This is a genomic window from Agarivorans sp. QJM3NY_30, assembly GCF_050870855.2.
Classification (GTDB): domain Bacteria; phylum Pseudomonadota; class Gammaproteobacteria; order Enterobacterales; family Celerinatantimonadaceae; genus Agarivorans.
The window spans coordinates 707,561-733,683 of the sequence record NZ_CP194038.2 but is presented as its reverse complement, the minus strand read 5'-3'; the positions used below and the strand labels follow the sequence as shown (position 1 = coordinate 733,683).

Sequence of the window (26,123 nt, the reverse complement as noted above, 5' to 3'; positions counted from 1 at the left end):
TGTGACATAGCCCACAGCCCATTGTTTCGTTCCCTGTAACATCTCTCATCAGCGAAACTATAAGCTCGATTAGCGTAACCAGCTTAATTTAAGTTTGATGCTCAGAATCAGCATGCGCGATATACCAAGGCATGGCTCTGGCCAAACCTTGGCCGATATTAAATGCAGGCGCATAACCTAACAATTTCTGCGCCTTACCAATATCAGCTCGAGAATGTCGCACATCACCCGCCCTAAAATCACGATACTCAGGGACCGATTGTCGAACCACACCATGAATTGCTAAATTTTGTTGTAGCAACTCAAATAACTCGGTAAGGCTGGTTTGATCATTCAGTGCCACATTAAAGACTTCACTTTGACTTAAGCCCGCAGTTGCCGCCAAAATATTCATCTGCACCACGTTGTCGATAAAACAAAAATCTCGACTGGTTTGGCCATCGCCATTAATAAAGACTTGTTGCTCATCAATTAACGCCGCAGTCCATTTGGGAATGACCGCTGCATAGGCACCATTTGGATCTTGTCGTGGACCAAACACATTAAAGTAGCGCAAACCAATAGATGGAAAGGCATAAGTCCGCTCAAATACCGAACTATACAATTCATTCACATACTTGGTCACCGCATAGGGTGACAAAGGATTCCCAATGACCTCTTCAACCTTAGGTAAGTCAGGATGATCGCCATAGGTAGAGCTAGATGCTGCATAAACAAAAGCTGTGACCTGTTGTTCTTTAGCAGCCACCAGCATATTCAAAAAGCCTGAAATGTTTACGCCATTGGTGGTAATTGGATCGTTGATCGAGCGAGGCACCGAGCCCAAAGCCGCTTGATGTAAGACATAATCGGCACCTGCAACAAACTGCTTGCAGTGTTCTAGTTCTCGAATATCACCTTCTATAAATTGGAAACGCTGCCACTGCTGCTCACTCACTAAACCTTGGACTTCATCCAAATTGTGTTGATAGCCAGTGGCAAAATTATCTAAACCAATCACTCGCTGATTTAGCTTCAGTAAGGCCTCTAAGAGATTTGAGCCAATAAAACCAGCGACACCAGAAATAGCCCATACTTTGGGTTCGGCCTTTAATGTTGCGCATACCTGTTCAAAACGATTCACCATGAACTCCTATTACAAACGTAGGTCGCTGTCTTTCACTGGAAGTAAATACTTCAAATCATATAGTACATGTTTAGCTTTACCATAGGCTCGAATATCCTGCACCGACATCTCTTTAAACTGCTGATGAGCGACCGCCAGAATAATAGCCTCATAGCTATCAGCCGCTGGCTGTTCAACTAAATCAATGCCGTACTCTGCATGACATTCTTGTTTATCAGCCCAAGGGTCAAAAACATCAACCTGCACCCCATATTCAGAAAACTCATGCACGATATCAATCACTTTGGTGTTTCGGATATCAGGGCAGTTTTCCTTAAAGGTCAAACCTAAAATCAATACACGACCTTGATTTACCGAAATGTTGCGTTTCACCATTGCTTTCACGCACTGACCCACCACATAACGCCCCATATTATCGTTTATCCGACGACCCGCTAAGATAACTTCTGGACGATAACCGATTGACTCAGCTTTATGGGTTAAATAGTAAGGGTCAACACCAATACAATGTCCGCCAACTAAGCCCGGTCTGAAAGGAAGAAAGTTCCATTTGGTGCCCGCGGCTTCTAATACTGCTTCGGTATCAATATCAAGGCGATTAAAAATCAAAGCTAATTCATTGATTAATGCAATATTCACGTCACGTTGAGTATTTTCAATCACCTTGGCTGCTTCGGCGACTTTAATGCTAGAAGCCTTATGGGTCCCAACAACCACAATTTCACTGTAAAGATCGTCGACCACAGTTGCAATTTCAGGTGTGGAGCCAGAGGTAATCTTTTTAATCGTAGAAACTCGGTGAGTTTTATCGCCGGGATTGATTCGCTCTGGGCTATAGCCAACAAAAAAGTCTTGGTTAAATACCAAGCCTGAATGTTGCTCTAATACGGGCACACACTGTTCTTCGGTTGCACCAGGGTACACCGTCGATTCATAGACCACGATATCCTTAGGTTTGAGCACTTTTGCAACCGTTTCACTGGCTTTAATCAATGGAGTCAAATCAGGTTGTTTGTGTTCTGTAATCGGTGTCGGAACTGTAACAATAAAGACGTTACAGTTAGCCAATTCCTCGATCTGGCTGCTATAACTCATGTTATTGGCAACATCACTTAACTCGTCGTCACTCACTTCCTGAGTCAGATCAATCCCCCGCTGTAATTCAGCGACGCGCACCTGGTTAATATCAAAGCCAATCACTTTGCGTTTCTTGGCAAATTCAATGGCTAAAGGTAAGCCAACATAACCTAAACCAATTACAGCAATACTCACGTCCATGTACACACCTATGTGATAAAAATTATATAATCTGGGCTAATTAAACCGCATATTGAAGAAGAAAGTAAGAGTATAACTTGAGTTCTCAACAAAAGGCTGCTCAAAGTAGGACATCGAGCTAATTCCGTTGTATGCTCTTTATCAAATTTATCAATCCAACAAACAGGGAAAGATATGAGTAATCATCAGTTTGGAATGAAAAAATTACTAGTATTAGGTGCACTAAGTTTAAGCTTAGTCGCTTGTGGTGGCGATTCAGCCCAAGAGCATCTAACGAAGGCGACTAATTATCTGGCCGAAGGGGATAATAGTGCCGCGATTATCGAACTGAAAAATGCGATAAAGAAGGATGGTGAACTCGGACAAGCCCGACTTTCTTTAGGACGAATTTATTTGAATCGAGGCAGCTATCCAGCCGCACAAAAAGAATTGCTCAAAGCCTTAGCGCTTAACGCAGACAAAGCGCAAGTCTTACCGCTACTCGCAAGAAGCTATTTAAATCAAAATCAAGCCGACAAAATTTCTAAACTGATCCCTGATAATCGCCCCCTTGAAGCAGATGTAGAAACCGAACTGCTGGCCATTTATGCCCTCTCGCTATTTAGAGAAGGTCAAATCGATAAGGCTCGTCTCACTCTGAATCAGGCACAAGAGCTGGGCGTTGAGAATACCTACTCACGAATGGCAAGCGCCAGTATTTCTGCAGCTGATAAGCAATATGACCAAGCCAATAGTACCATCGATCAGCTGGCGCAAGAGGCGCCAAATAACACCGATGTTTGGCTGCTGAAAGGCCACTTAGCAACGCTCTCCAACGATATAGAAACGGCAGTGGCGGCCTATCGTCATGCCGTTGAATTGGCCCCAGATGCGATTCAATTCACCCTATATTTGGCGCAAGCATTAGTGAAAAACAAACAGTATTCGGAGGCCGAACCCTATCTCAATAGGATCTTAAAAATGGCGCCGAACCATATACTGAGTAACCAATTAAAAGCTTATATTCAGTTTCAAAAAGAAGATTTTGATAGCGCATTTACACTGGCCACTAAAGCCTTACAAAATGGTTCAAACAATACTTCAACCCAACTAATTGCAGGCATATCCGCTTACAAACTAAACAAGTATGAGCAAGCACTCACTCAACTTGAGAAAGTGATTACCAAAGACCCGGGCAACGCCCTTGCTCAACGCCTGTATGTGACCACCCAGTTTCGTATTGGTCAATTAGACTCTGCACTAGAGCAGCTTAACCAGAGTTCGCTTACCGACGCTCAAGATAGCAATTTTTTGAGTACCGTCAGCATCCAGCTCAACCAGCTGGGGAGAACTGAAGAGGCACTACAAATTGCCGAAAAGGCTGCCGCATCCGGTAACTTATCGGCCAAGGCTAAATTGGGCTTGTTACAACTAAAACAGAATGACCCCAAAGGTTTAGAGACCCTAAATCAAGTTCTCGCAGAAAATCCAGCGCAAACCCAAGCCTTCCTAGGGATCCAAGCCTTTCATTACAAGCAGAAAAAAACCGACGAGGTCTTTGCAGCACTTGAGCAATGGCTAGGTGAACACCCTAAAGACCAAGCGGTAAAATTGTATAAAGGCGCATTATTAGAGCAACTCGGTCGTTATCAAGAAGCACTGGATGCATACCAATCAGTTCTTAAAGATAACCCGAAAGATGTACCAGCTACACTATTTAGTTCTTCTGCTTATGTACAAATCGGTAAGGCCGAAAAAGCTTACCAAATTATTTACCAACTCAAGACCGAAAATCCAGAAAACTTGCGAGTGTTTCAATTTTTAATGGGGCATGCCAGCCAACTAGATAGAATGGCAGAGGTTAAAGCCTTACTCGATCAGCAGCTACTGGAACAACCCAACTCTAATCTATTGCAAGAACAATTAGGCCGCTACTTCGTCTTCAAAAAAGACTTCAAGCAAGCGATTACAAGCCTTGAACAGGTCGAGCCTTTGCTACGTAGCGACCAAATCTGGCAGTTAATTGGCGACCTATATTTACAAGATAAGCAGAACGACAATGCAATTAGCACTTATCGACGCTGGTTAGATAACTCTCCATTATCGTTAGCGGCTTATATTAAGAACATTAATGTATTAGAGGCTAATAATAAGCTAAATGAAGCTGTGGCGTTGAGCAACAGAGCAGTCAAAGTATTTAAAAATAATCAAAAAATGATTTTTTTAAATTCGGTATTGTTGCTTAAAACAGGCAATGCTGCGGCAAGCCAAGAGGCCTTAAATAGCCTCGCCCCAAACCAGTTGAAAACCTTAGCCGCGATTCAACAACAAGGTTATATTTATCTTACCCAAGAAAACTTGCCTTTAGCGATTAAGACTTTTGAAGACTTATATAGCAAGCATCCCAGCATGCAAACCGCAAATCGTTTAATTCAAACTTACAAAGACGCCAATCAACCCGAGCGTGCTGTTGCATTTGTAGAAAAAACACTGTCTGAGCATGGTGAAGCCGCACAACCATTACAGCTGCAATTAGCAGAATTACAAATGAGTTTAAACCCTCAGCAAGCTTTGCAAAGTTACCAGAAGATCATCAGTAAGGAGCCTGAAAACATTATTGCCTTGAATAACCTCGCGTGGGTATATCATGCGCAACAAGACAACCAACAAGCTTTAAAATACGCCAAACAAGTCTATCAACTCAAACCTGAACTCGCCCAGATTAAAGACACTTATGGCTATATGTTGCTTAAAGCGGGTCAAGCAGAAAAAGCCACCGAAATTCTGGCAGAAAGCTATCAACAGCAAGCCAATAACGAAATTGGCGTTCATTATGTTGAAGCGCTGATTGCGAGTAACAAACATAGTCAGGCGAGAACCTTGTTGAATAGTTTAATCGATCTCGATCCGGCCTTGCTGAATAAAAAAGCTGAGCTAGAAGCTCAGCTAAAATAACCATCTGACCAATGGTGAGAAAGCTTGCAGTTATTGCGGTAGGTACAAGCCCTTCGCAGGAGAATAAACAAAACCTTTTCTCATCATTAGGCTATTGTCTGATTTTGGTTTTGCTTTGAAGTTTGATGAATACATTTTTTTAATGTATTCATCATCATCATCATTTTTTCTGGCGGCCAGACAACCCTTGGCTACTTCTTTGTCAATATTCATCATCAGTTTTTGAAAACCAACCGGCAAGCTTCGCATCAGCATCGACGCACTAATATAGTAAGGCGCTCGCACACCATGGTAGTCGATAGCGGCCCCGAGCTGCTCAAACTTGATCCCTAAAAAGCTCATACTGCGTGCTAAACGAGGTTCCATCATGACAAACGCATGATGTGTGCCGGAGCGTACTGCAAGCGAAGCTATCGACAAATATAAACCTATCGCCAAAAATGGAAAACAGCGTAGCTCTTCTTCTGAGTAGGTTTGTTCATTAATGGCACCCGCTGCCGCGCCTTCAAAATTATCCGCTTTACGACGACGAAACTGAGGTCGTACCGCTAAACGAGAGATCTCACATATTTCTGAGCGTTCAAATTGATCCGGATGGAATTTCGCGCCTTCAATTGCCTGCGCGCAGTATTTCTCGATAGGAAGTAATTCATCTTTATGACTTGGGGATACAATCCGCACACAACCTGCAAAATCCGCACTGGGTTTGTGTTGGATCAAACAGAACCGAGAATATTCATCAAACTCATCTTGCTCCATCCCATCGTCTCGAATTGGCTCAAAGTTTAGTTCTTCACAATAAACGTCATGACGGATCCTAAACGCTTCATGCACGATATCGGGACGATAAGCAACCACAGGACGCAGATACTCGGCAAAATGTTGAGCAATTAACTTTGCTTCTCGTTTCACTAGCAGTGAAATACCACTTCTCACCATCGGCCCAATCACCGGATAGCTTGCCAAATTTTTTATGTATTTATTACGAATCATAAGGCACTCTCAAAGCTTTCGATCTAAAGCAACCCACTCACTCGCCAGAGTTAAAAGCAGCTAAATAATATCAATGACAAGGACTCAAAAACAAAAAAGCGCAGTACAGGGCTGCGCTTTTAATATCAACTAATGACGCTAACTCTTAGCGACGTTTTTATTAAGCCTTAAGCACGGCGGCGCAAACCAGCCAAACCTAATAAACCTAAACCAAATATAGCTAAGGTACCAGGTTCTGTCACTTCTCTGGCTGAGATAGCAAATGCAGCTTCAAGAGTATTGGTATCATCTTCTTCAGTTAAGAAACCAATACAGGTTTTACCTTCTGGACAATCGACATTCTCAACGAATGTTAGACCTAACAAACGAGTTGTTAAGGTGTATTCATAATCGTCTAAGCCGTCTACAGGGATGGTGAAGCTATTGCTTAAGAAAATCGCATCACCTTCCTGAGTGAAAGAAACACTGTCGTCTAATACAATGGTAAATAAATCGGCACAACCAGCCTCATTGATACCAACTGCACCATCTAAAGTGTCGCCATATTCACATACGCCGCCAGTAGGGTGGTTGTAGGTTTCTTCAAATTGAATTTCAAATTGTAGCGTTGGTCCAGCCGTTGGAGGCAACACCACTGGAGATGTTGGGCCTAAAAACAAACCATCGAATAAGGTCGCCGATACCAAAGTATCACCCGTTACTCCCCAGTTTTCATGGGTTAAACCTGTACCTTCAGAGAAAGCTAGAGCACCAACACCATTCACTACACTGGTGGTTACCGAGCCAGTTTTAGCATCGTCAACGATTAAAGAGCTTTGCAATTCGTTAGGGTTAACCTCTTTATAAGGTTGGCCCCAAGCCAATGTTTTAGGAAGCTCACCAGCAAAGAGTGTATCAAAGTCATCTAAGGTAGCACCTGAAGCGTTAATCCCTGTTGCGTCGCCAGCTTCTGAGACATAATCAGTGCCGAAACCCGCGTCGTTTAAGTAATCCCAATCCGTGATTAAAACAGCATTTGCCGAAAGGCTTGAAACACCTAAAGCTAATGCCATACCAGTCAATTTTAATTTATTCATATTGCCCGTCCATTTGGTCATCGCAGAGTTAAATACAAGTATATCAATGCAACTCAAATGCCAACTTAAAAAACAATTAGAAAACAATAATTTAAATAAAATGACATCCGTTTTCATGAGCGATATGTAAAATTTACTGACACCTCTAATCAAGCAACGACTCCCACTATATTTCAGCGAATAGTTGCTAAGTCCTCAATTTAAAACCACTTTTTTCGCAATCTTAAACACCAACCGTTGCAAAGGGTTCCGATTGCCCATTGGCCGCCAGGTTTTTTTAAAACGATTCCGGTAAGCATCAAAATGTAAACCATGGGGTGCGGTGACTAAATCACCTCGTTTTAAAAGGATTTTTAATACATAAGTCGCCGCCACGCCAGCACACAACTTCACTGCCATCGGCGTCGACGGTCCTTTCTTCGCGTGAAAATCGGCCTTACTTGGATCGACTAAATAAGGGCGCTGCAACATTGCGGGAGACAAACCAATTAAAAACTTAATATATTGCTCATTTTCATCTTGGCAGTCTTCAAAACGGAAATACTCTTCGTAATTCATACCACCAGGCATGAAACACAAAAATGCACAGCCCATACCGAGGGGGGCAGCGGTCACCAAAGGGATGTTTTTCTCTAGGCACTTCTGAAAAACTAACTTACGTGCCGATAGGGCAAAAAAATCGAGGCTATCAACATAAACATCCACCCCCTCTAAAAACTGGTCAACATTATGCTCAAATACACCCTCAGGAAAACTACAGATCTCGGCTTCGGGATTAATATCTAGGCAAACACTTTCCATCACCTTAACTTTATCTTGCCCAACGGTAGACATGAATGCGCCCGCTTGGCGGTTAAAGTTATGCACTTCATATTCATCAAAATCTGAAATATTAAATTTACCGACACCTAAACGCGCCAAGGTAACAATATGTTCGCTCCCCACCCCACCGGCCCCAGCGATGGCCACCCGCTTCCCGCGTAATAGTTGCTGTTCATCGTCGGTAAGCCACCCTATGTTGCGCGAAAATGCATCTTCGTAATTGAAACTCATCATTATTCATCCCTGTTATAACGTTTTTATCACAACACTTTATTTGATGTTCTTTTCATACTAGCTTGCCCTAGCCTAGAGTAAAAATTAATATGAGGCAGCATTTCAAGGAATAACTCTATATGCGGCTCATTCCAGTCATCGTAAGTCTTATCATCTTGGCGCTATACAGTAGCACCGCATCAAGCCAACTTGCCGATACCATTGAGCAGATCAAGCCCTCGGTGGTCGGCGTGGGAACGTTCAACAAATTAAACTCACCAAGAGCCACCTTACGTGGTACCGGATTTGCCGTTAGCGGCAATGTCATCGCGACCAATGCCCATGTCATTCCCAAAACCTTAAATCAACAACAAAAAGAACGCTTAGTGGTATTTGTTGGCCAAGGTCGGTCTCCCCAACTAAGGTACGCAACCTTGCTGGCAAGTAATCAACAGCACGACCTCGCACTCCTGAAAATTGAAGGAGAACCCTTAAGGCCAATGCGCGTGTCAAACCAAACGGTAAGGGAAGGCGAGCGATATGCCTTTACCGGTTTTCCTATCGGGGCAGTACTTGGACTTTATCCTGTCACTCACCGCGGTATCATTTCCAGTATTACTCCGGTCGTGATACCTGCGCGTTCAGCTCGAGAATTAAACCCTGCTCAACTCAAAAGATTGAAAGCGCCCTATAATGTCTATCAGCTCGACGCTACTGCCTATCCAGGGAATAGCGGAAGTCCGCTATACCACCCAGATACGGGCGAAGTCATAGGCATCATCAACAAAGTATTTGTCAAAACAACTAAAGAAGCGGTATTAAGTAACCCCAGTGCAATCAGTTACGCGATACCCGTGAAATACTTGAAGCAACTATTAGCAACCGTCAAACCACAGTAAAGCAACATGCTATAGCCAGCGGGCCTTTAAAGAGCCTGATCAGAATCAGTGATGGCCTGTTCAACCATGGCCAGAAGCGCCATGCTCAAGTTAGAGATGTAAATCTCGCAGGGAAGTCGTAGCTGCTATATTCAACTTCTTACACTGAACCATGAATAATTCAGCACAAGCGAAGGCATCACTGGCGGCGGAGTGAGAAACGTAGTCAGGTAAACCGTAGTGACGACGCAAATCATTCAGCTGAAAACTCTTATGTGCGCCAGTTCTCCCCGAATAACTGAGTTTCTTTTCAATCGCTAAAGTATCAATGATATACAAAGGACAGTGTTCAATGCCAAGGTATTGTTTAAAGTAAGCATCTATAAAATTTCGTTCGATGCAAGCGCCATGCACCAATAACACCTTACCTGATAAAGCTTGAAATAACAGACTAATGCCTTCTTCTAAAGGTAGCCCCCCATCAAGCATTTGCGGAGTAATTTGGTTTACTCTTGCACTATCCGCTTTTATGTATTGCCCGTGCGCAATGAACACCTCTTGCGCTTCAGCGATTTCTATCTGAGCAAGACTCATCGGCACCAGACCGATACTCAAAATTCGGTCTTCTTGAGGATCAACCCCTGTGGTTTCAAAATCTAAAGCCAAAAACTGAAGTGAGTTAAATGCAGCCGTAAGCGCGGGCAAAGGCGTCGATAAATATTGGCGGATCCCAAATGACCACGTGGGATCTGCAAGCATCGCTAAACGTTGCGCTTCTGGGGACAGCTTTTTAGCAAAGGTTCTTTTCAGCGTCTTAAACATGGTTTTTCGCTCACGCCTTAATAAACCGCAATTTGGCTACACTTTGTAGCTCACTGATGATTTTAAAGGCCTCTTTAAGATGTTTTCGTTCGAAACTGCTAAATAAAGCAGGCGCAATATGATTATTCGGTTCTTTACCTGCCTTTATCGCGTGCATCTGGTGAATAAAACGAACTTGCGAAATAAAATGATAAGCGCCAATAATGTTGTCACAACTATCCTGAGAAAGCGTGCCTTGTTCCGCAGCATAGCGAAAACGTTCCTCGGTTCCGGTCAGCGATCCTCCCGCAGCGAGACTGAATATACGGGCTAAATCGATAATCAGGTTCAAGGCAAATTTCTTAATATTTAAAGTATTACTATGCTCTCCGCCCTTTTCCAGGACCAAATTATTGAAAATCCCTAACGGAGGTTGGGTATCAACTGCGTCTTTGACTAAGGCAGGAATAAAATTACGGCTCTGCTGAATACACTGATGTAAATACTGCTGCATTTTATCAACCAATTCATGCTCGCCATAGATCGCACGAACTTCTAAAAAGACGCTAATACTCAATAATTTGTTGTATTCTGGGCTAGCCACCCACTTTTGATAATAGGCTTTCCATCGGCTTAAGGGCTGGCACCATTGAGCGGTAGCCGCCATATACTTACCATCACACAATGGATAACCACAGGCAGCTAAACCATTGCATACCTTCATCGCAAGATGCTGAAAGTAAACTCTATCAGCGGCACTAATCTCATCGGCCAGGACAATGGCGCTATCTTGATCGGATAACATATGGACTTCATTTCTGGCATGCGAGCCTGCCACCACCCATGCGTATGCCACTGGCGGAGGACCAAGTAGTTCCTCACAGAGTTGAATTAAACGACGCGTAAAAGCATCCATAATCATCGACATCACGCGCCCTTGAATTTCGGCGCTAACCCCACTGTCAACCAAAGACTCAAAAATCGACAAGCGCTCGTCTTTTAAGGTGGCCAACGAACCCACCGAACTGGCATATTTTATTTTTTCAATTAAAAATAACGCTTGAGTACGGTGATTATGTACCAAGTGAGAGGTGGTAAGTAAACCCACCACCTTTTGACCTTTTAATACAGGCAAGCAACGAATGTGATACTGCAACATCAAAGAAATGGCTTGGATCACCTTATCATCACTCTGGATCAGCGTCGGCTGTGGCGTCATCACTTGCTGGATAGGTAAGCTGCGGTCAATCCCCGTAGCAACCACACTACGGGTCATATCGCGATCCGTCACCAAACCCACAATGTCGTCGCCCTGCTTGACCACTGCGCAAGAGCTACGCTGCTCACCGCACATGACACGAGCGACTTCTTGGATCGGGGTATCGGCGTCGACAATCGCAATGTTTTTACTCGCAACTTCTCCCACCGAACGGAAGAACAGACCATTATCCTCTTTACGGGAATAATCCACCGCCGAACTCAAACGAACTAAAGCTTGCGTGGCAAAATAATTCTCGCACTCTGGATATTCTTGACAGATCCGCTGTAGCTGCTGATGAGGAATTAAGTAAAGTAAGGAATCCTCAATGGCAACCGCACGATAACCATCTTCTGCTTTATCTAAAGGGCCTAAGAAAGTAAAACCAAACTGATCTTCTTTGCCCAAACGAGCACGTAATTCGCCGTCTTTCAGACGTTGCTCGATCGCCCCGGTGCGAATAATATATAAGTAACGTTGTTCACATTGAGCGCTAAACTGTATCTCTTCACCTTGAGTTAAGTAACTCACCTTCACTGAATTAGCTAAGCTATCCACCAGAGCTGTTGGTAGGCGATCAAAAGGATCGAGCTTCACGAGAAAATCAAAAACATTGATAGTAAGGGAGGTACCCATTTTAAACCCATTAAAAATGAAACAGCGTTTTACATACTAAGTTGGCACAAAAAAAACAGCCCGTAGGCTGCGGATTTTAGCTTGGATAATGCTGATAACCCAGTTGCTCAGAAATATTCTTGCCGGCCTTATGTAATAAGCCGACATAATAAGACATGCGCTTTTCATCGAAACGGATGGTCGGGAAAGAGATAGAAATACCTGCAATCACGTTACCAAAACGATCGAATATAGGGGCTGCAATACAACGGAGTCCAGGTTCTTGCTCTTCGTTATCTTCCGCATAGTGCTGCTGTCTAACCACTTGCAGTTCCGCCAGTAGCTGTTCTGTATTTTCTAAAGTCTTATCAGTATGTTTAATAAACTCCACACCAGTAAGAACTTCACGGACAAAGCTCTCTTCACGCCCGGCCAACAATACTTTACCAATGGCAGTACTGTATAAAGGATTACGGCGACCAATACGCGACTGCATACGTAGATTGTAACCCGAATCAATCTTGTGAATATAAATGATGGAGCTTTCGTCTAAGGCACCTAAGTGCAAAGCTTCATTAGTATGCTCGGAGATATGCCGCATTTGTTTATCGGCTAATTCAATCAGCTCAACATATTCTAATGACCGAGCGCCTAACTCGAATAACTTAAGGGTTAAAGAATATTTATCAGCTTCCCCCTCTTGAGAGACGTAGCCTAAGGTCTTCATCGTTTGTAAAAAACGATAGGTAGTTGCCTTAGACATCATGAGACGTTGTGATAGCTCAGAGACCCCAATCTCTTTTTGCTCGCCCAAGGCTTGCAGGATGTTAAACACCTTTAATACCGACGATACCGCCTCAGGCTGAGTTGCCTTTTCCATTACTTTCCCTTACTTAACTATGTTTGTTGACATTATAACCAAAGCTTTGCGAACGACCACTAATTTTGAAAACGGTTTTCAGAATTTTGAAACCGCGCATATAATTCAACGATTACTTATGCCTTCTTACCAATTTTTTTAAAACGTAATTTCAAAAATAAATGGAAAGCGGTTCTATTTGTTGGTATATTGAGCGCATTAATAGTGACACTTCAATTGAAGCTATCACTAAATTAGGTAGTTTAGAGGAAATAACATGATTCTTGATTCATTCAACTTACAAGGCAAAGTGGCCATTGTAACTGGCTGTGATACTGGTCTTGGCCAAGGCATGGCATTAGGTTTAGCTAATGCGGGTTGTGATATCGTTGGTGTAAACATTGTTGAACCCACCGAAACCATCGAAAAAATGGCGGAAACTGGCCGTAAATTTATCGACATTCGCGCCAACTTGATGAAGTTAGATGACATTCCATCAATTGTCGAAACTGCCGTGAAAGAATTTGGCCGTATCGACATTCTGGTAAACAATGCCGGTATTATTCGCCGCAACGATGCGATTGATTTCTCAGAGCAAGACTGGGACGACGTGATGAACATCAACATCAAGTCTGTATTCTTCATGTCTCAAGCAGTTGCCAAGCAATTTATCGCACAAGGTGAAGGCGGCAAAATTATCAACATCGCCTCAATGCTATCTTTCCAAGGTGGTATTCGCGTGCCTTCTTACACCGCATCTAAAAGCGGCGTGATGGGTGTGACTCGTCTTATGGCCAACGAATGGGCTGCTCACGGCGTCAACGTAAATGCGATTGCCCCTGGCTACATGGCGACAAACAACACCACTGCCTTACGTGCCGATGAAGCCCGTAATGCCGAAATTGTTGGCCGTATTCCAGCTGCTCGCTGGGGCACACCAGAAGATTTAGCAGGACCTTGTGTATTCCTTGCGTCTAAAGCGTCTGACTACATCAACGGTTATACCATTGCTGTCGACGGCGGCTGGTTATCACGCTAAACGCGACAAAAAAAGAGAGTAATTAAAATAATGGTGGTTGATTTATCTTTTGCGCAAGCATTAGGTTTTGTGAGCTTTGCTTTAGGGATATCAACCTTTTATCAGAAAAATGATAAAACCCTGAAGATTGTGATGTTAATCTTCAATCTCAACCATTTCGTACACTATTTATTGCTGGGCTCAGTCGTTTCTGCGCTCAGCGCTTTACTTTCTGCGCTACGAACCGCAACCGCGATTTATGTTTCATCGAAAAAGGTTGCGGTGGTATTTATCAGCATTAGTTTGGCCAGTGGCATTTACATGTCCGATACCCTCTGGGATCTCTGGCCGATACTAGGCACGATTATCGGAACCTACTCGGTATTTGTACTGAAAGGTATTCCGATGCGACTCGGCTTCCTCGCAGGGGCTAGTTGTTGGTTAATCAACAACATAACGGTGGGCTCCATTGGTGGAACACTCCTAGAAATTACCGTGATCCATATGAACTTGATCACCATCTACCGTTTAACCCGTGAACGTCGCCAAGCGCTGACCCTTAATCACTAACACATTAGGTGAACTATGTTTGTATTTAACGACCAAATCACTTTAGAAGACCTCGGAGCAGGCGTTTCTCGTAAAGTTCTTGCTTATAGCGATAACATCATGACGGTTGAAGTGCACTTCGAAAAAGGAGCCATTGGCCCAATGCATAGCCATCCGCATGAGCAATTAACTTACGTCATGTCGGGCGCATTCGAATTCACCATTGGTGATGAAGTAAAAGTCGTCAAAGCCGGTGACACCATGTATAAACAGCCAAATATTGAACACGGCTGTGTCTGCCTAGAAGCGGGTGTGTTGATCGACAACTTCACCCCTATGCGTAAAGACTTCGTTTAATCACACTTTAATTTATCGCAGCAAATACTGCAGGAGAATTTAATGAAAATTGCATTAATGATGGAAAATAGCCAAGCTGGCAAAAACGCAACAGTACTAGACCAACTACAAACAGTTGTTGGTGGACTAGACTACCCTGTTTACAACGTGGGTATGAGCGATGAAAACGACCATCACCTCACATACATCCACCTCGGCATTATGGCGAGTATCCTTATCAACTCTAAAGCGGTTGACTTTGTCGTTACTGGTTGTGGTACTGGCCAAGGTGCGATGATGTCACTCAACATCCACCCAGGTGTGGTATGTGGTTACTGTTTAGATCCTTCTGATGCTTTCCTATTCAACCAAATCAACAACGGTAATGCTTTAGCACTAGCGTTTGCGAAAGGTTTTGGCTGGGGTGCTGAGCTAAACGTTCGCTATATCTTCGAAAAAGCCTTCACCACTGGTGAGCGTGGTCAAGGTTACCCACTAGAGCGTGCAGAACCACAACAACGCAATGCTGGGATCCTTAACGAGGTTAAATCTGCTGTCGTTAAAGAAAACTACCTAGATACATTGAAAGCGATTGACTCAGAATTAGTGAAAACTGCAGTTTCTGGTGAGCGCTTCCAACAATGTTTCTTCGACAACTGCCAAGTGCCAGAAATCGAAGCCTATGTAAAATCAATTTTAGGCTAAACAACCTAAAATTTAGCGTGAACATTAAAAATGGCTAGCCTCGATGAGGTTAGCCATTTTTTTATGATACAACTTAGACCTTCATCACAAATTAATGAAACATCGTTTTAATTTTTATTTATAGCCACCCGAAATTGTGTATAATCGCGGCAATAAATGATCAGGAGCATTCTAATGACCCAAATTTCCCGTGTAGCCATTATCGGTGAATGCATGGTCGAGCTAAGAAAAGTTGCCGGTTCTCTCGAACAAGGCTTTGGCGGTGATACCTTAAATACCGCTGTTTACTTATCTCGTTTAACCAAACCACACGGTATTACGACTTCTTACGTGACCGGACTAGGGCTTGATCCTTTTAGTTCTGAAATGCTCGCGGCTTGGAAAGAAGAAGGCATTAATACCGAGATGGTCTATCTTTCTAAAGAAAAGCTGCCTGGCATTTACGCAATTGAGACTGCCGATGACGGCGAGCGCAGTTTTTTCTATTGGCGGAATGATTCAGCAGCAAAATATTGGATCAAAGATCAGCAATTAAGTGCACTCGCAAAAGACTTATGCCAGCACCAGATGATCTATTTAAGCGGTATTAGCTTAGCGATCCTATCTGATGAAAGCCGTGAAGCCTTAATTGAAGTGCTCACGATGTGCCGTAACGAAGGGGTAAAAATTGTCTTTGATAACAATTATCGCCCAGCACTATGGAAAGAAGCCGCCGAAGCGCAGGTTTTCTATAAGCGCATACTAGCAATTACCGATATTGCCTTCCTCACCTTCGATGATGAAGTACTATTATGGGGTGATGCCAATGAACAACAAGCCATTGAACGCAGCCAACAATTGGGCGTAACCGAGATTGTTGTGAAACGTGGCGCAGAAGCCTGTTATGTCGTAGATAAAGATGGCTTAACTGAGGTCGCCGCGAATAAAATCGATAAAGTCGTAGATACCACGGCCGCTGGCGATTCATTCAGTGCTGGCTATTTAGCAAAACGACTCACTGGTGGCGATATGCAACAATCGGCTCAGGCAGGCCATGTGCTAGCAGGAAATGTAATTCAACATCGCGGCGCGGTAATATCTCGCGACGTAATGCCAACTATTTAATGGAGACAAGCATGACAACCATCAATCAACGCCTTAGCGAGATCAAAGTTGTACCCGTTATCGCAATTAACGATGCTTCTAAAGCAGTAAAATTAGCAGAAGTACTGATTGAAAACGGCCTACCTTGCGCCGAAGTAACTTTCCGTACTGCGCAAGCAGCAGACGCAATCAAAGCAATGCGTGAAGCTTACCCTGAAATGCTAATTTGTGCCGGTACCGTACTAACACCTGCACAAGTTGACCAAGCGATGGATGCAGGTGCAGATTTTGTAGTCAGCCCTGGTTTCAACCCAAGCACAGTTAAATACTGCCAGCAACGCAATGTAACTATTGTTCCTGGTGTGAATAATCCAAGTCTGGTTGAACAGGCGATGGAAATGGGTCTTGAAACGCTTAAGTTCTTCCCAGCGGAAGCATCTGGCGGCGTCGCAATGTTAAAATCATTAGCAGCAGTTTACCCCGTTAAATTTATGCCTACTGGTGGTGTAAATCCCAAAAACGTGAACGATTACTTGGCACTATCAAGCGTATTTTGCTGTGGTGGTACTTGGATGGTTCCAAACGATTTGATCGACAATGAGCAATGGGATGAACTTGCTAAACTGGTCAGCGAAGTGGCCGGGATCATCGACTAATTCCTTCATAATTCCAATACTTAACTTTGACTATCATAGTCTCTTGGCGCCTTTACTCCTCATTTAGGCGTCTTTTTTTTGCCCCAATTATCTTACCTCGTCATTCGTCACTCAGCTTCCGAATCCTCGCATATACCAAGCAACGCAGCATCCCGTTGATTTAATTGATCGTAAGCAACAATGATCGCGTTCACAAAAACATCATTCATATACAAATCGAATTGATCATATTTAAATAGACACTACACTCAATATAATTATTGAATGAGGTTCTTATGATTATTAAACACGCCAGTCATCCAAGAGATGTCAAACAATTTGACACCGCTCGCTTACGCGAGGAATTCCTAACCGAGCAACTCTTTATCGAAGATCAGATCCAAGTGGTATATAGCCACATTGATCGAATTGTCGCGATCGGAGTATCACCCATTACGCAAGTACTCAAGCTAGCAGACTTTATCGATAACCAAGCTTTCGGTACCGACTTTTTCTTGCAGCGCCGCGAGCTGGGTATTGTCAATCTCGGTGGTAAGGCCTTGGTTGAAAGTGATAACGAACAGTACACGCTGGGTCATCTAGATGCAGCTTATTTGGCCAAGGGTGAAAAAAACATTCGATTTACATCCTTAAATCCCGAAAATCCAGCTTTGTTATATTGTCTTAGCGCCCCCGCTCACCAGCAATTTAGCTCACGTAAAATATCATTAGATGACGCCATTAAAATTGAACTCGGCTCGCAAGATACCGCCAATGAACGAGTGATCAACCAGTATATCCACCCAGATGTACTAGACACCTGCCAGCTATGTATGGGGGTCACTCATCTGCAGCCCGGCAGCGTATGGAACACCATGCCAGCCCATACCCATGAACGGCGTATGGAAGCTTACTTATACTTTAATATTCAACCTTCCCAAGTCGTTTTCCATATGATGGGGGAACCCCAAGAAACTCGCCATTTGGTGGTGAATAACCGCCAACTAGTGCTCTCGCCGAGCTGGTCGATTCACTCCGGCTGCGGCACCAAAGACTATAGCTTCGTTTGGGGAATGGTGGGCGAGAATCAAACCTTTGACGACATGGATTTTGTAGAAACAAGCCAACTACGTTAGCTCAAACCAAGCTTCCAATGTGGCAAGCAGAGTGTCAAAATTGGCACTCTGCCTTCAATTACACCAGAGGATCTCTGTGATCCCTCGTGAAGCATCACCTGCATAGGACCTTCCTGAACGAGCTATGAAAAATACCCCCTCTCCTGAATACCGAGCGCCAGCGCTAGAAAAAGGCTTAGAAATACTTGAGCTACTCGCCACCCAAGCCGAACCGCTGAGTAAAAAACAAATCGCCGAAAAGCTGGGGCGTAGTGTCAACGAAATATTTCGCATGTTATTGCTGCTAGAACAGAAAAACTACCTCGGTTATGACTTGGATAGTGCAACCTACTCACTAACCCTAAAAATGTTTACTCTGTCGAATCAACACCCCCCTATCGCGCTATTACTAAAACAAGCCCCAGCCTTACTTGAACAGCTTTGTGATCGGGTCAATCAATCCTGCCATCTGAGCCACTATCAACATGGTGAATTGGTGGTTATCGCTCGCCAAGAAAGTCCCTACAAGATGGGCTTTAGCCTTCGACTCGGAGCCAAGCTTAGTATCTGTAATTCTGGTTCAGGGATCATCCTACTCGCCTACAGTAACCCCCAGCAACGAAACCAGATTTTGGCCCAGCTTGAAGACACAGCAGACGAAAAAAATCAGGCTTTAGCCGTACTCGAACAAACCTTAGCGCAGGGCTACTTTGTTGGCCCCAGCCCTCAAATTTCCGGCGTGACCAACATCAGCGTACCCATCTTAAATGTTCACGGCGGGTTACTGGCGGTAGCGACCATTCCGTTTCTTAGTTTAAATGAAAATACCGTACATCATCCTGTCGACGACCTAGAGCATACCCGACAGCAACTACTCAAAATGGCCAAAAAATTAAGCCACAATTTGAGCCTTGAGGCTTAAAAAATTAAAGAATATCGCCTTGGCCGAAATGTTAACCCACAACAAGCGAGAGTCTCTGCTCTAAAATGAGCCTCGCTGAATCAACCAACTACCGCAGCTTATTCGCAAACCAAATGTTTAATCACCAAGAACTGTCTCCCCAACCCAATATCAAGCCCAAATACCAGACAAAAACACGCGCCTAAACGAGTACATTGGCCTCGCAGTATAAAAGCCTAAACAAGCTTCACACTTTGCCAAGCAAACACTTTCTATTTTTATGCATTCATATATATTGAATATGCTAATTAATATTATTGAAATACTGTTTTACACGTGAATTTATTGATGGTGCAACTCCTAAACGCTGCCACACTTATCAATATTAAAATCGCACAAATCAATCTACGTTCTGGATCAATTGCTCATTGTGGGAATGCCAAACCATTGCGTTTCTACTCAGAGAACAGCTCCAAGCGCAGTTTAGATAACCGATACAAGCTAAATGAAAACACCACACGACGTCTGTGATGAAATAACCTAGCTGTTTTGAAATTCAACAGAGTTCCAGATCGAACTCTAAGGCAAATCCTTGGAGGACTAATTTGCAAACGAGTACCCGCCTTCAAGGCACAACAACGGTTTGTCGGGGATAAAATACTAAATAATGAGAGGTAAAATCGAAAATAATCGCAAGCAGGCGCACAGTGATCAAGATCACATTTTAAACGTAAAACACAAATAATGAACCGATGTTTCGATTTTTATCAAATACCGTTTTCTTTTTTACCTTATAATGCCTGCAATTAATTTAGCGTTTAGGATTTAACCATGACATATGATTATTTAGTCATTGCAGGCTACTTTGCACTAATGGTTGCGATTAGCTTAATCTTCAAAAAAATGGCAAGTAACAGTACCAGCGATTACTTCCGTGGGGGCGGTAAAATGCTTTGGTGGATGGTGGGAGCAACTGCTTTCATGACTCAGTTCTCAGCTTGGACCTTTACCGGTGCGGCTGGTAAAGCCTATAACGATGGCTTCGCGGTACTCGCGGTATTTATCGGCAACATGGTCGCCTATGTTTTTGCCTACTTCTATTTTGCACGTCGCTTTCGCCAAATGCGAGTCGACACCCCAACCGAAGGCGTTAGACGTCGTTATGGTTCAACCAATGAGCAATTCTTCACCTGGGTAATCATTCCTTTGAGCGTGATTAATGCTGGCGTATGGCTGAATGGTTTAGGGGTTTTTGCTTCTGCAGTGTTCCATGCCGACATTATCACCACTATTTACGTCACTGGTGCAGCAGTATTGGTGATTTCATTGCTGAGTGGTGCATGGGGTGTGGTCGCATCTGATTTCATTCAAACCTTAGTGGTCGCTGTGATTTCTATCGCCTGTGCAGGCGTTGCGCTCTATGCCGTTGGCGGCCCAGGCGAAATCATCAACGAATTCCCCGGTGGCTTCATTATGGGCCCCGATATGAACTACCCGCTGTTATTAGTGTGTACTTTCATCTTCTTCGTGGTGAAACAGCTACAAAGTATCAACAATATGCAGGAGTCTTACCGTTTTCTAAATGCTAAAGATTCTAAGAACGCCAGCAAAGCCGCTTTAATGGCGCTCGTGATGATGGTTGTTGGTGCTATTATTTGGTTTATTCCACCATGGGCATCAGCCATTTTATATCCCGATGCGGCCGCGGCCTACCCAGAGTTAGGGGCGAAGGCTCGCGATGCGGTATATCTGGTATTCGCTCGAGAAACCATGCCTTTAGGTACCGTAGGTCTACTCATGGCAGGTCTATTTGCGGCGACAATGTCCTCGATGGACTCGGCGCTTAACCGTAACTCAGGTATTTTTGTACGTAGCTTCTACTCCACCATTGTTCGTAAAGGACAAGCTGACGACAAAGAGCTACTACGTGTGGGTCAAATCGCTTGTTTAGTCAACGGTGTCTTAGTTATTTTGATGGCTCAGTTCTTCAACTCATTGAAGCACTTAAGCTTATTCGACCTAATGATGCAAGTCGCCACGCTACTCCAATCACCGATCCTAGTCCCCTTATTCCTCGGTATCATTATTCGTAAAACACCGAAGTGGGCTCCTTGGGCTACGGTAGTTGTGGGTATGTTGGTCTCTTGGTCTGTGGTCGAAATCTTCACACCACAGTTTGTAGCCACTTGGTTCGGCATCGATAGCATTACCGGTCGTGAAGCAGGCGAACTACGCACCATTATTACGATTGCAGCACACTTGATCTTCACCGCTGGTTTCTTCTGCATCACAACCTTATTCTACAATGAAGCGAAAGACCCTTATATTGCGACAACTAAGGACTTCTTCGAAGATGTAGACCGGGAATGTATCGCAGAAGAAGGACAAGACATTGTTGATCGGATGCAACGTGCAAAACTGGGCAGCTTGGTAATTTATATGGCAGCTGGTCTAACCCTAATGGTATTCATTCCAAATCCATTATGGGGACGCCTACTCTTCTTGGCCTGTGCGGCAGCAATATTTGCAGTGGGCTACGCCCTGAAGAAGAGCGCGAAGTTGGATGTGAAACAACCGACTGCGGTGTCTGCAATATAATTATATGATTTCATTTACTGGCTGCTATCGTATGAGTGCAGCCTTTACTCTATCGGAGATATATTTATGGCTAAAGGCAACGTCGTCACACTAGAGTTTGAATCTTTTCTAGATAGTGATACCCAAGTAAAAGTGACTCGATTAACTCCTAAAGATATCACCTGTCATCGTAACTACTTCTACCAGAAGTGCTTTACTCAAGATGGTAAAAAACTGTTATTTGCAGGTGATTTTGATGGTAATCGCAACTACTACTTGGCGGATCTAGAGACTCAAAAAGCAACTCAATTAACCGAAGGTGCTGGCGATAATACCTTTGGCGGCTTTGTTTCCAACGACGATAAAGCAATGTTCTATGTGAAGAACGAGCTTAACCTAATGAAGGTTGACCTTGAAACACTAGAAGAAACTGTGGTTTACACCGTTGATGATAAATGGAAAGGCTACGGCACTTGGGTTGCCAATAGCGATTGTACCAAGCTGGTTGGAATTGAGATCCTGAAAAGCTGCTGGGCTCCCCTAACCGACTGGAAAATGTTCCACGACTTCTATTTCACCAATCCAACTTGTCGCCTGATTAAAGTTGACATTACTACCGGTGATGTGAGCGTTGTTCACCAAGCCGACGCATGGTTAGGTCACCCTATCTACCGTCCGTTCGATGACTCAACGATTGGCTTCTGCCACGAAGGTCCGCACGACGTTGTTGACGCACGCATGTGGTTAGTTAATGAAGACGGCAGTAACGTTCGTAAAGTGAAAGAACACGCGGAAGGCGAGTCTTGTACCCATGAATTCTGGTATCCCGATGGCAGCGCCATGGGCTACGTGTCTTACTTCAAAGGACAAACCGACCGGGTGATCTACCAAGCGAACCCTGAGACCTTAGAAAATGAAGAAGTAATGGTGATGCCACCTTGTTCACACCTAATGAGCAACTTCGATGGCTCACTGATGGTTGGTGACGGTTGTGATGCACCAGTAGATGTTGCCGATGGCGACAGCTATGACATCGAGAACGACCCCTTCTTGTACGTGATGAACACCAAAAACAAGAGCTTTAAGAAGTTGGCCAAGCACAACTCCTCTTGGGAAGTATTAGGCGGCGACCGTCAAATCACTCACCCTCACCCATCATTTACGCCAAATGATGACGGGGTATTATTTACCAGTGATTTTGAAGGTGTTCCAGCGGTTTACATCGCAGAACTTCCAGAACAGTTTAAAGCCTAATTAAGCGCTTCGCCGTTTAATTCAACAAGCCTCCGCTTCGCGGGGGCTTTTTTGTTTCATCGCGGCCAGCAAACGGGGCCATAAGGCCTACAGCAATCTGTCCATACGCTTAATCAAACTTAGCAAATCAAACATCCGCTCATAGTTAAACCTAATAGCGCTGAAGGCCTGCGCCTTAATAGCAACAATTGGCAAGCCCTAACATGCTTTAACCGCACCTACCCCCTATTAGCCACTAAGCGGCTATCAAAGCCTGTCGCTAATAATTGGCTTAAGGATCGGCAACTTGGCGTAAAGTGACCTATAAACCGGATTGGCTGTTTCGTATATTAGTCCCACACAAACACAGGAGACAACATCATGAAACTTAAACCAATCGCCTTAATCTTATCTTCTCTTGCTCTTAGCGGTGTCGTACAAGCTGATGAAAACCCCGTTACAGCGGCCTTAAAAGCCGAGGGCGCACAAGTGACTTTACCGGTACAAGCTGCCCCACAATCCTTTTCAAATGAATTTGTAGACTCTGCGCGAGCTCAGTTTAACAACTTCCACTGGCAAATGGGGGGCGACCACGCCTTATACTACAACATGCATATGAGCGAATTCATGCCTACTGCTGTTGCATCTCCCAGTGAGCATTACAAACCTCTGATTAAAGAGCTCCATCCCGAACTGGCTCAGCTGACCGTACATACCGAAAGCAAGGGTGAAATGACTATGCAAGACTACCTTGCAGACCCTAAATTCCGTACCCAAGGATTTATGTTGATCCACAAGGGTAAAATTGTCTATGAAGCATACCCAGGCATGAAACCAACGGACCGACACATTTGGGCATCGGCAGCCAAAACCACCGTTGGGACCGTGGTCGCGATGCTCGCCGAAGAAGGGAAAATCGATCACAACAAAATCATCACGGAGTATGTCCCCGAGCTAAAAGGCACAGTATGGGATCAAGTGACAGTGCTCAACGCGCTGAATCATGCAACAGGTTTAGACAATGAAGAGACCGAAGCATCCATCATGAATCCAGACTCACCCGTGGTGCGTTTCTTTGCCTCTGCATTTGGCTCTCCACGTTTCTCAACGGGTCAACATGAAAGCTGGATAGATGTCGCTCGAGATACCAAAAAAATTGAAGGGGATGCCCCCGGTAAGCAGTTCCGTTATGCATCCATGAATACCATTGTTCTTACCCAGATGATCGAGAATATCGAAGGCACCACATGGGCAAAAGTGTTCGAAGACCGGGTCTGGTCGAAAGTGAATGCACGCCAGCCCATGCTGATTAACCAAACACCTGATGGTATGGCTATCGCCGTTGGTTTGGTGTCCACAACGCTGGAAGATATGGCTCGCTGGGGAACCCTATTTACGCCAAGCTGGAGCGCGGTCACAGACGAACCCATCGTTTCGCAAGCAATGCTCGACCGGATCCATAACAATGGCGATAAAACTGCATTTGCCGGAACCACTAAAGAAGCTAGCTCATTACATGCATTTAATGAAAAGGCATCTTACAACTCATATCAGTTCGATTATATCTTCGAAGATGGCGCGATGTCTAAAAGCGGTAACTTAGGGCAGTTCATCTATGTCGATCCAGACCGTGATTTTGTCGGTGTCGTGTTCTCAACCAACCCTTACCACTCTGGTTTTGGTGAAAATAAAGCACCTGCGCTGATGCGTTCCGCCGCTAAAGTACTTGCTGGTCATTAGAGTTCGGATGGCGGTTTCATTGAGAAACCGCCAAATTAGTTTCAGTGTTATTCCTCGTTATACACGCTCCTGTGTTGAGGAGTAGCACTTCTTTTTGACTGAGCTGGTGGAGCACGGCGGTCTTGCTTAAGTATTGTTCAATCATTCAAGTGATTTCATATGAAAACCAAACTAATTCCCCTCGCTTATGGTTTGATATTGGCAAGCACCCCTTGCCTTGCCTCTGACATTGATTATCAGTTTGGCGGCTCAATAAAAACCATCATCACTCATGATAGTGACGCCGCGGGTGTCGGTATTAATATTCCCGCCAACAGTTTGTATGGAAAAAGTCATCACAGCGATACCAAGTTAGATGCGTCTCTATCACAATTTAAGTTCGCGGCTGTCAAATCTTTTCGCGACGGCAGCCACCTTCAGTCATTACTGGCCATGGACTTTAATGCGAACAATGATGCCAGTATGTCACCGCGACTACGTGAGGCCTATCTGAGCTGGCAATGGCACAATAGTCAGATTTTGGCTGGTCAAACTTGGTCAACCTTTATGGACATGCGTAACTACCCGCTCTCGTTAGCCGAGCCCACCCTCAGTGGCGTGGTCTTTAAACGCCAAACCATGGTTCGTTGGTCGCAAACCCAGAGGGCATTTAAATATGATCTTGCCCTTGAAAATGGCACCAATAGTGATATCCAAAATAGCAGCGAAGATGCGATAGACAACAGCGGCTCATCACCCGATTTAATCATCGGGCTGGAATGGACACATCAGCATGGTTGGCTCAGAGCAAGTAGTGCATTCACTGAGGTTCGTCTGGCGAGCGAACAAACAGAATTTAGCAAGTTAGGCTATGGCGTTCAACTTTCCGGAGGTTGGTCCCCCACACCCAGAGACCAAGTTTCATTACTCGCCTACACAGGGCAAGGCACCGACCGCTACCTGTTAGGTCTGTCGAACACAGGCAGCAGTTGGAACTCAGCCGAGAAAACACTAGACTTACGAACCACTCATAGTGTTATGGCCTCTTATACACGCTATTGGCGTCCCGATCTCAAGTCAGTACTGGCTTATGGAAGAGTCGCCAGTCGCGCGCTCGATTGGCAAGATACATCGACCGTCGATACCTTTACCTCCAGCCAGTATGGTCTACTCAACTTGCTCTGGAATATTAAACCAGACCTCATGTTGGGGCTTGAATATAATTACTCACAATATGAGCGAAACATTACAGGCACGCGTGATAATCACCGTGTGATGTTAGGCATGGAATGGAAATACTAACCGCGCCGACCTTGCTTGGGTAAGCTTGTTGCCGAAAGTGATTGATATCGGCAACACGAAACCATAGCGATAAATGAAGTAAAACACCGATTCAAAC

22 protein-coding genes are annotated in these 26,123 nt (G+C 44.3%); 14 read left to right on the top strand and 8 right to left on the bottom strand.

Annotated features, from left to right (window positions below; translation table 11 throughout):
- Window positions 1–88: 88 nt before the first annotated feature.
- Both ACRRSX_RS03305 and tviB read right to left on the bottom strand, forming a co-directional pair.
- A complete protein-coding gene (locus ACRRSX_RS03305; RefSeq protein ID WP_432456105.1) occupies window positions 89–1,123 on the bottom strand; it encodes an NAD-dependent epimerase/dehydratase family protein in 1,035 nt (344 codons plus the stop codon).
- Window positions 1,124–1,135: 12 nt separating this feature from the next.
- Window positions 1,136–2,404: a Vi polysaccharide biosynthesis UDP-N-acetylglucosamine C-6 dehydrogenase TviB gene (tviB, locus tag ACRRSX_RS03300; RefSeq protein ID WP_432454644.1), complete on the bottom strand. Its 1,269-nt coding sequence runs from the start codon at window positions 2,402–2,404 to the stop codon at window positions 1,136–1,138.
- Between the two features lie 174 nt (window positions 2,405–2,578).
- Here tviB and prsT point away from each other — a divergent pair, with 174 nt between their 5' ends.
- Window positions 2,579–5,338 carry an XrtA/PEP-CTERM system TPR-repeat protein PrsT gene (gene prsT, locus ACRRSX_RS03295; RefSeq protein ID WP_432454645.1) on the top strand — a complete coding sequence of 920 codons (2,760 nt, stop codon included), beginning with the start codon at window positions 2,579–2,581 and terminating at the stop codon, window positions 5,336–5,338.
- 30 nt (window positions 5,339–5,368) lie between these two features.
- Here prsT and ACRRSX_RS03290 read toward each other — a convergent pair whose 3' ends face one another.
- The 3 genes from ACRRSX_RS03290 to ACRRSX_RS03280 form a co-directional block, all read right to left on the bottom strand.
- Window positions 5,369–6,331, bottom strand: coding sequence for a PEP-CTERM/exosortase system-associated acyltransferase (locus ACRRSX_RS03290; RefSeq protein ID WP_432454646.1), 963 nt, complete (start codon window positions 6,329–6,331; stop codon window positions 5,369–5,371).
- A 167-nt stretch (window positions 6,332–6,498) separates the two neighbouring features.
- Window positions 6,499–7,407 (bottom strand): THxN family PEP-CTERM protein, encoded by a 909-nt coding sequence (locus ACRRSX_RS03285; RefSeq protein WP_432454647.1) that lies wholly within the window; start codon window positions 7,405–7,407, stop codon window positions 6,499–6,501.
- A gap of 195 nt (window positions 7,408–7,602) precedes the next feature.
- The gene (locus tag ACRRSX_RS03280; RefSeq protein WP_432454648.1) at window positions 7,603–8,463 is read right to left on the bottom strand and encodes a ThiF family adenylyltransferase; all 861 of its coding nucleotides are present in this window, start codon (window positions 8,461–8,463) and stop codon (window positions 7,603–7,605) included.
- 119 nt (window positions 8,464–8,582) lie between these two features.
- On the opposite strand from ACRRSX_RS03280, the gene ACRRSX_RS03275 reads away from it, so the two are divergent.
- The gene (locus ACRRSX_RS03275; protein WP_432454649.1) at window positions 8,583–9,341 is read left to right on the top strand and encodes a S1 family peptidase; all 759 of its coding nucleotides are present in this window, start codon (window positions 8,583–8,585) and stop codon (window positions 9,339–9,341) included.
- 90 nt (window positions 9,342–9,431) lie between these two features.
- Here the strand turns inward: ACRRSX_RS03275 and ACRRSX_RS03270 are convergent, their stop codons facing one another.
- The 3 genes from ACRRSX_RS03270 to kdgR form a co-directional block, all read right to left on the bottom strand.
- Complete coding sequence (locus ACRRSX_RS03270; RefSeq protein ID WP_432454650.1) at window positions 9,432–10,142, bottom strand: exonuclease domain-containing protein; 711 nt, start codon at window positions 10,140–10,142, stop codon at window positions 9,432–9,434.
- Between the two features lie 10 nt (window positions 10,143–10,152).
- Window positions 10,153–12,015, bottom strand: a complete 1,863-nt coding sequence (locus ACRRSX_RS03265) for a DUF294 nucleotidyltransferase-like domain-containing protein (protein ID WP_432454651.1) — start codon at window positions 12,013–12,015, stop codon at window positions 10,153–10,155.
- Between the two features lie 76 nt (window positions 12,016–12,091).
- On the bottom strand, window positions 12,092–12,874 hold the full coding sequence (kdgR, locus tag ACRRSX_RS03260) for a DNA-binding transcriptional regulator KdgR (RefSeq protein WP_432454652.1): 783 nt from the start codon (window positions 12,872–12,874) through the stop codon (window positions 12,092–12,094).
- 256 nt (window positions 12,875–13,130) lie between these two features.
- On the opposite strand from kdgR, the gene kduD reads away from it, so the two are divergent.
- The 12 genes from kduD to ACRRSX_RS03200 all read left to right on the top strand — a co-directional run bounded on the left by kduD (window position 13,131) and on the right by ACRRSX_RS03200 (window position 26,026).
- Window positions 13,131–13,892 carry a 2-dehydro-3-deoxy-D-gluconate 5-dehydrogenase KduD gene (gene kduD, locus ACRRSX_RS03255; protein WP_432454653.1) on the top strand — a complete coding sequence of 254 codons (762 nt, stop codon included), beginning with the start codon at window positions 13,131–13,133 and terminating at the stop codon, window positions 13,890–13,892.
- Window positions 13,893–13,922: 30 nt separating this feature from the next.
- On the top strand, window positions 13,923–14,441 hold the full coding sequence (locus ACRRSX_RS03250) for a YgjV family protein (protein WP_432454654.1): 519 nt from the start codon (window positions 13,923–13,925) through the stop codon (window positions 14,439–14,441).
- Window positions 14,442–14,456: 15 nt separating this feature from the next.
- Entirely contained in the window at window positions 14,457–14,777 is a 321-nt protein-coding gene (locus ACRRSX_RS03245) for a cupin domain-containing protein (protein ID WP_432454655.1), read from the top strand.
- Window positions 14,778–14,819: 42 nt separating this feature from the next.
- Window positions 14,820–15,461, top strand: coding sequence for an RpiB/LacA/LacB family sugar-phosphate isomerase (locus ACRRSX_RS03240; protein WP_432454656.1), 642 nt, complete (start codon window positions 14,820–14,822; stop codon window positions 15,459–15,461).
- Window positions 15,462–15,635: 174 nt separating this feature from the next.
- Complete coding sequence (locus tag ACRRSX_RS03235) at window positions 15,636–16,565, top strand: sugar kinase (RefSeq protein WP_432454657.1); 930 nt, start codon at window positions 15,636–15,638, stop codon at window positions 16,563–16,565.
- An 11-nt stretch (window positions 16,566–16,576) separates the two neighbouring features.
- Entirely contained in the window at window positions 16,577–17,200 is a 624-nt protein-coding gene (locus tag ACRRSX_RS03230; RefSeq protein WP_432454658.1) for a bifunctional 4-hydroxy-2-oxoglutarate aldolase/2-dehydro-3-deoxy-phosphogluconate aldolase, read from the top strand.
- 275 nt (window positions 17,201–17,475) lie between these two features.
- Window positions 17,476–18,315, top strand: a complete 840-nt coding sequence (gene kduI, locus ACRRSX_RS03225; protein ID WP_432454659.1) for a 5-dehydro-4-deoxy-D-glucuronate isomerase — start codon at window positions 17,476–17,478, stop codon at window positions 18,313–18,315.
- A gap of 124 nt (window positions 18,316–18,439) precedes the next feature.
- A complete protein-coding gene (locus ACRRSX_RS03220) occupies window positions 18,440–19,216 on the top strand; it encodes an IclR family transcriptional regulator (protein ID WP_432454660.1) in 777 nt (258 codons plus the stop codon).
- 810 nt (window positions 19,217–20,026) lie between these two features.
- A complete protein-coding gene (locus tag ACRRSX_RS03215) occupies window positions 20,027–21,793 on the top strand; it encodes a sodium:solute symporter family protein (RefSeq protein WP_432454661.1) in 1,767 nt (588 codons plus the stop codon).
- Window positions 21,794–21,859: 66 nt separating this feature from the next.
- Window positions 21,860–23,026: an oligogalacturonate lyase family protein gene (locus tag ACRRSX_RS03210; protein ID WP_432454662.1), complete on the top strand. Its 1,167-nt coding sequence runs from the start codon at window positions 21,860–21,862 to the stop codon at window positions 23,024–23,026.
- A gap of 360 nt (window positions 23,027–23,386) precedes the next feature.
- Window positions 23,387–24,745, top strand: a complete 1,359-nt coding sequence (locus ACRRSX_RS03205; RefSeq protein WP_432454663.1) for a serine hydrolase domain-containing protein — start codon at window positions 23,387–23,389, stop codon at window positions 24,743–24,745.
- Window positions 24,746–24,904: 159 nt separating this feature from the next.
- Window positions 24,905–26,026: a DcaP family trimeric outer membrane transporter gene (locus ACRRSX_RS03200; RefSeq protein ID WP_432454664.1), complete on the top strand. Its 1,122-nt coding sequence runs from the start codon at window positions 24,905–24,907 to the stop codon at window positions 26,024–26,026.
- Window positions 26,027–26,123 lie beyond the last annotated feature (97 nt).

Bases quoted from the DNA above. Each gene is read 5' to 3' on its own strand.
- tviB (WP_432454644.1), bottom strand. From the start codon at position 2,404: ATGGACGTGAGTATTGCTGTAATTGGTTTAGGTTATGTTGGCTTACCT.
- ACRRSX_RS03215 (WP_432454661.1), top strand. From the start codon at position 20,027: ATGACATATGATTATTTAGTCATTGCAGGCTACTTTGCACTAATGGTT.
- ACRRSX_RS03210 (WP_432454662.1), top strand. From the start codon at position 21,860: ATGGCTAAAGGCAACGTCGTCACACTAGAGTTTGAATCTTTTCTAGAT.
- ACRRSX_RS03220 (WP_432454660.1), top strand. From the start codon at position 18,440: ATGAAAAATACCCCCTCTCCTGAATACCGAGCGCCAGCGCTAGAAAAA.
- ACRRSX_RS03235 (WP_432454657.1), top strand. From the start codon at position 15,636: ATGACCCAAATTTCCCGTGTAGCCATTATCGGTGAATGCATGGTCGAG.
- ACRRSX_RS03240 (WP_432454656.1), top strand. From the start codon at position 14,820: ATGAAAATTGCATTAATGATGGAAAATAGCCAAGCTGGCAAAAACGCA.
- kduD (WP_432454653.1), top strand. From the start codon at position 13,131: ATGATTCTTGATTCATTCAACTTACAAGGCAAAGTGGCCATTGTAACT.
- ACRRSX_RS03275 (WP_432454649.1), top strand. From the start codon at position 8,583: ATGCGGCTCATTCCAGTCATCGTAAGTCTTATCATCTTGGCGCTATAC.
- ACRRSX_RS03265 (WP_432454651.1), bottom strand. From the start codon at position 12,015: ATGGGTACCTCCCTTACTATCAATGTTTTTGATTTTCTCGTGAAGCTC.
- ACRRSX_RS03270 (WP_432454650.1), bottom strand. From the start codon at position 10,142: ATGTTTAAGACGCTGAAAAGAACCTTTGCTAAAAAGCTGTCCCCAGAA.
- ACRRSX_RS03285 (WP_432454647.1), bottom strand. From the start codon at position 7,407: ATGAATAAATTAAAATTGACTGGTATGGCATTAGCTTTAGGTGTTTCA.
- ACRRSX_RS03200 (WP_432454664.1), top strand. From the start codon at position 24,905: ATGAAAACCAAACTAATTCCCCTCGCTTATGGTTTGATATTGGCAAGC.
- kduI (WP_432454659.1), top strand. From the start codon at position 17,476: ATGATTATTAAACACGCCAGTCATCCAAGAGATGTCAAACAATTTGAC.
- ACRRSX_RS03280 (WP_432454648.1), bottom strand. From the start codon at position 8,463: ATGATGAGTTTCAATTACGAAGATGCATTTTCGCGCAACATAGGGTGG.
- ACRRSX_RS03230 (WP_432454658.1), top strand. From the start codon at position 16,577: ATGACAACCATCAATCAACGCCTTAGCGAGATCAAAGTTGTACCCGTT.
- kdgR (WP_432454652.1), bottom strand. From the start codon at position 12,874: ATGGAAAAGGCAACTCAGCCTGAGGCGGTATCGTCGGTATTAAAGGTG.
- ACRRSX_RS03250 (WP_432454654.1), top strand. From the start codon at position 13,923: ATGGTGGTTGATTTATCTTTTGCGCAAGCATTAGGTTTTGTGAGCTTT.
- ACRRSX_RS03290 (WP_432454646.1), bottom strand. From the start codon at position 6,331: ATGATTCGTAATAAATACATAAAAAATTTGGCAAGCTATCCGGTGATT.
- ACRRSX_RS03205 (WP_432454663.1), top strand. From the start codon at position 23,387: ATGAAACTTAAACCAATCGCCTTAATCTTATCTTCTCTTGCTCTTAGC.
- ACRRSX_RS03245 (WP_432454655.1), top strand. From the start codon at position 14,457: ATGTTTGTATTTAACGACCAAATCACTTTAGAAGACCTCGGAGCAGGC.
- prsT (WP_432454645.1), top strand. From the start codon at position 2,579: ATGAGTAATCATCAGTTTGGAATGAAAAAATTACTAGTATTAGGTGCA.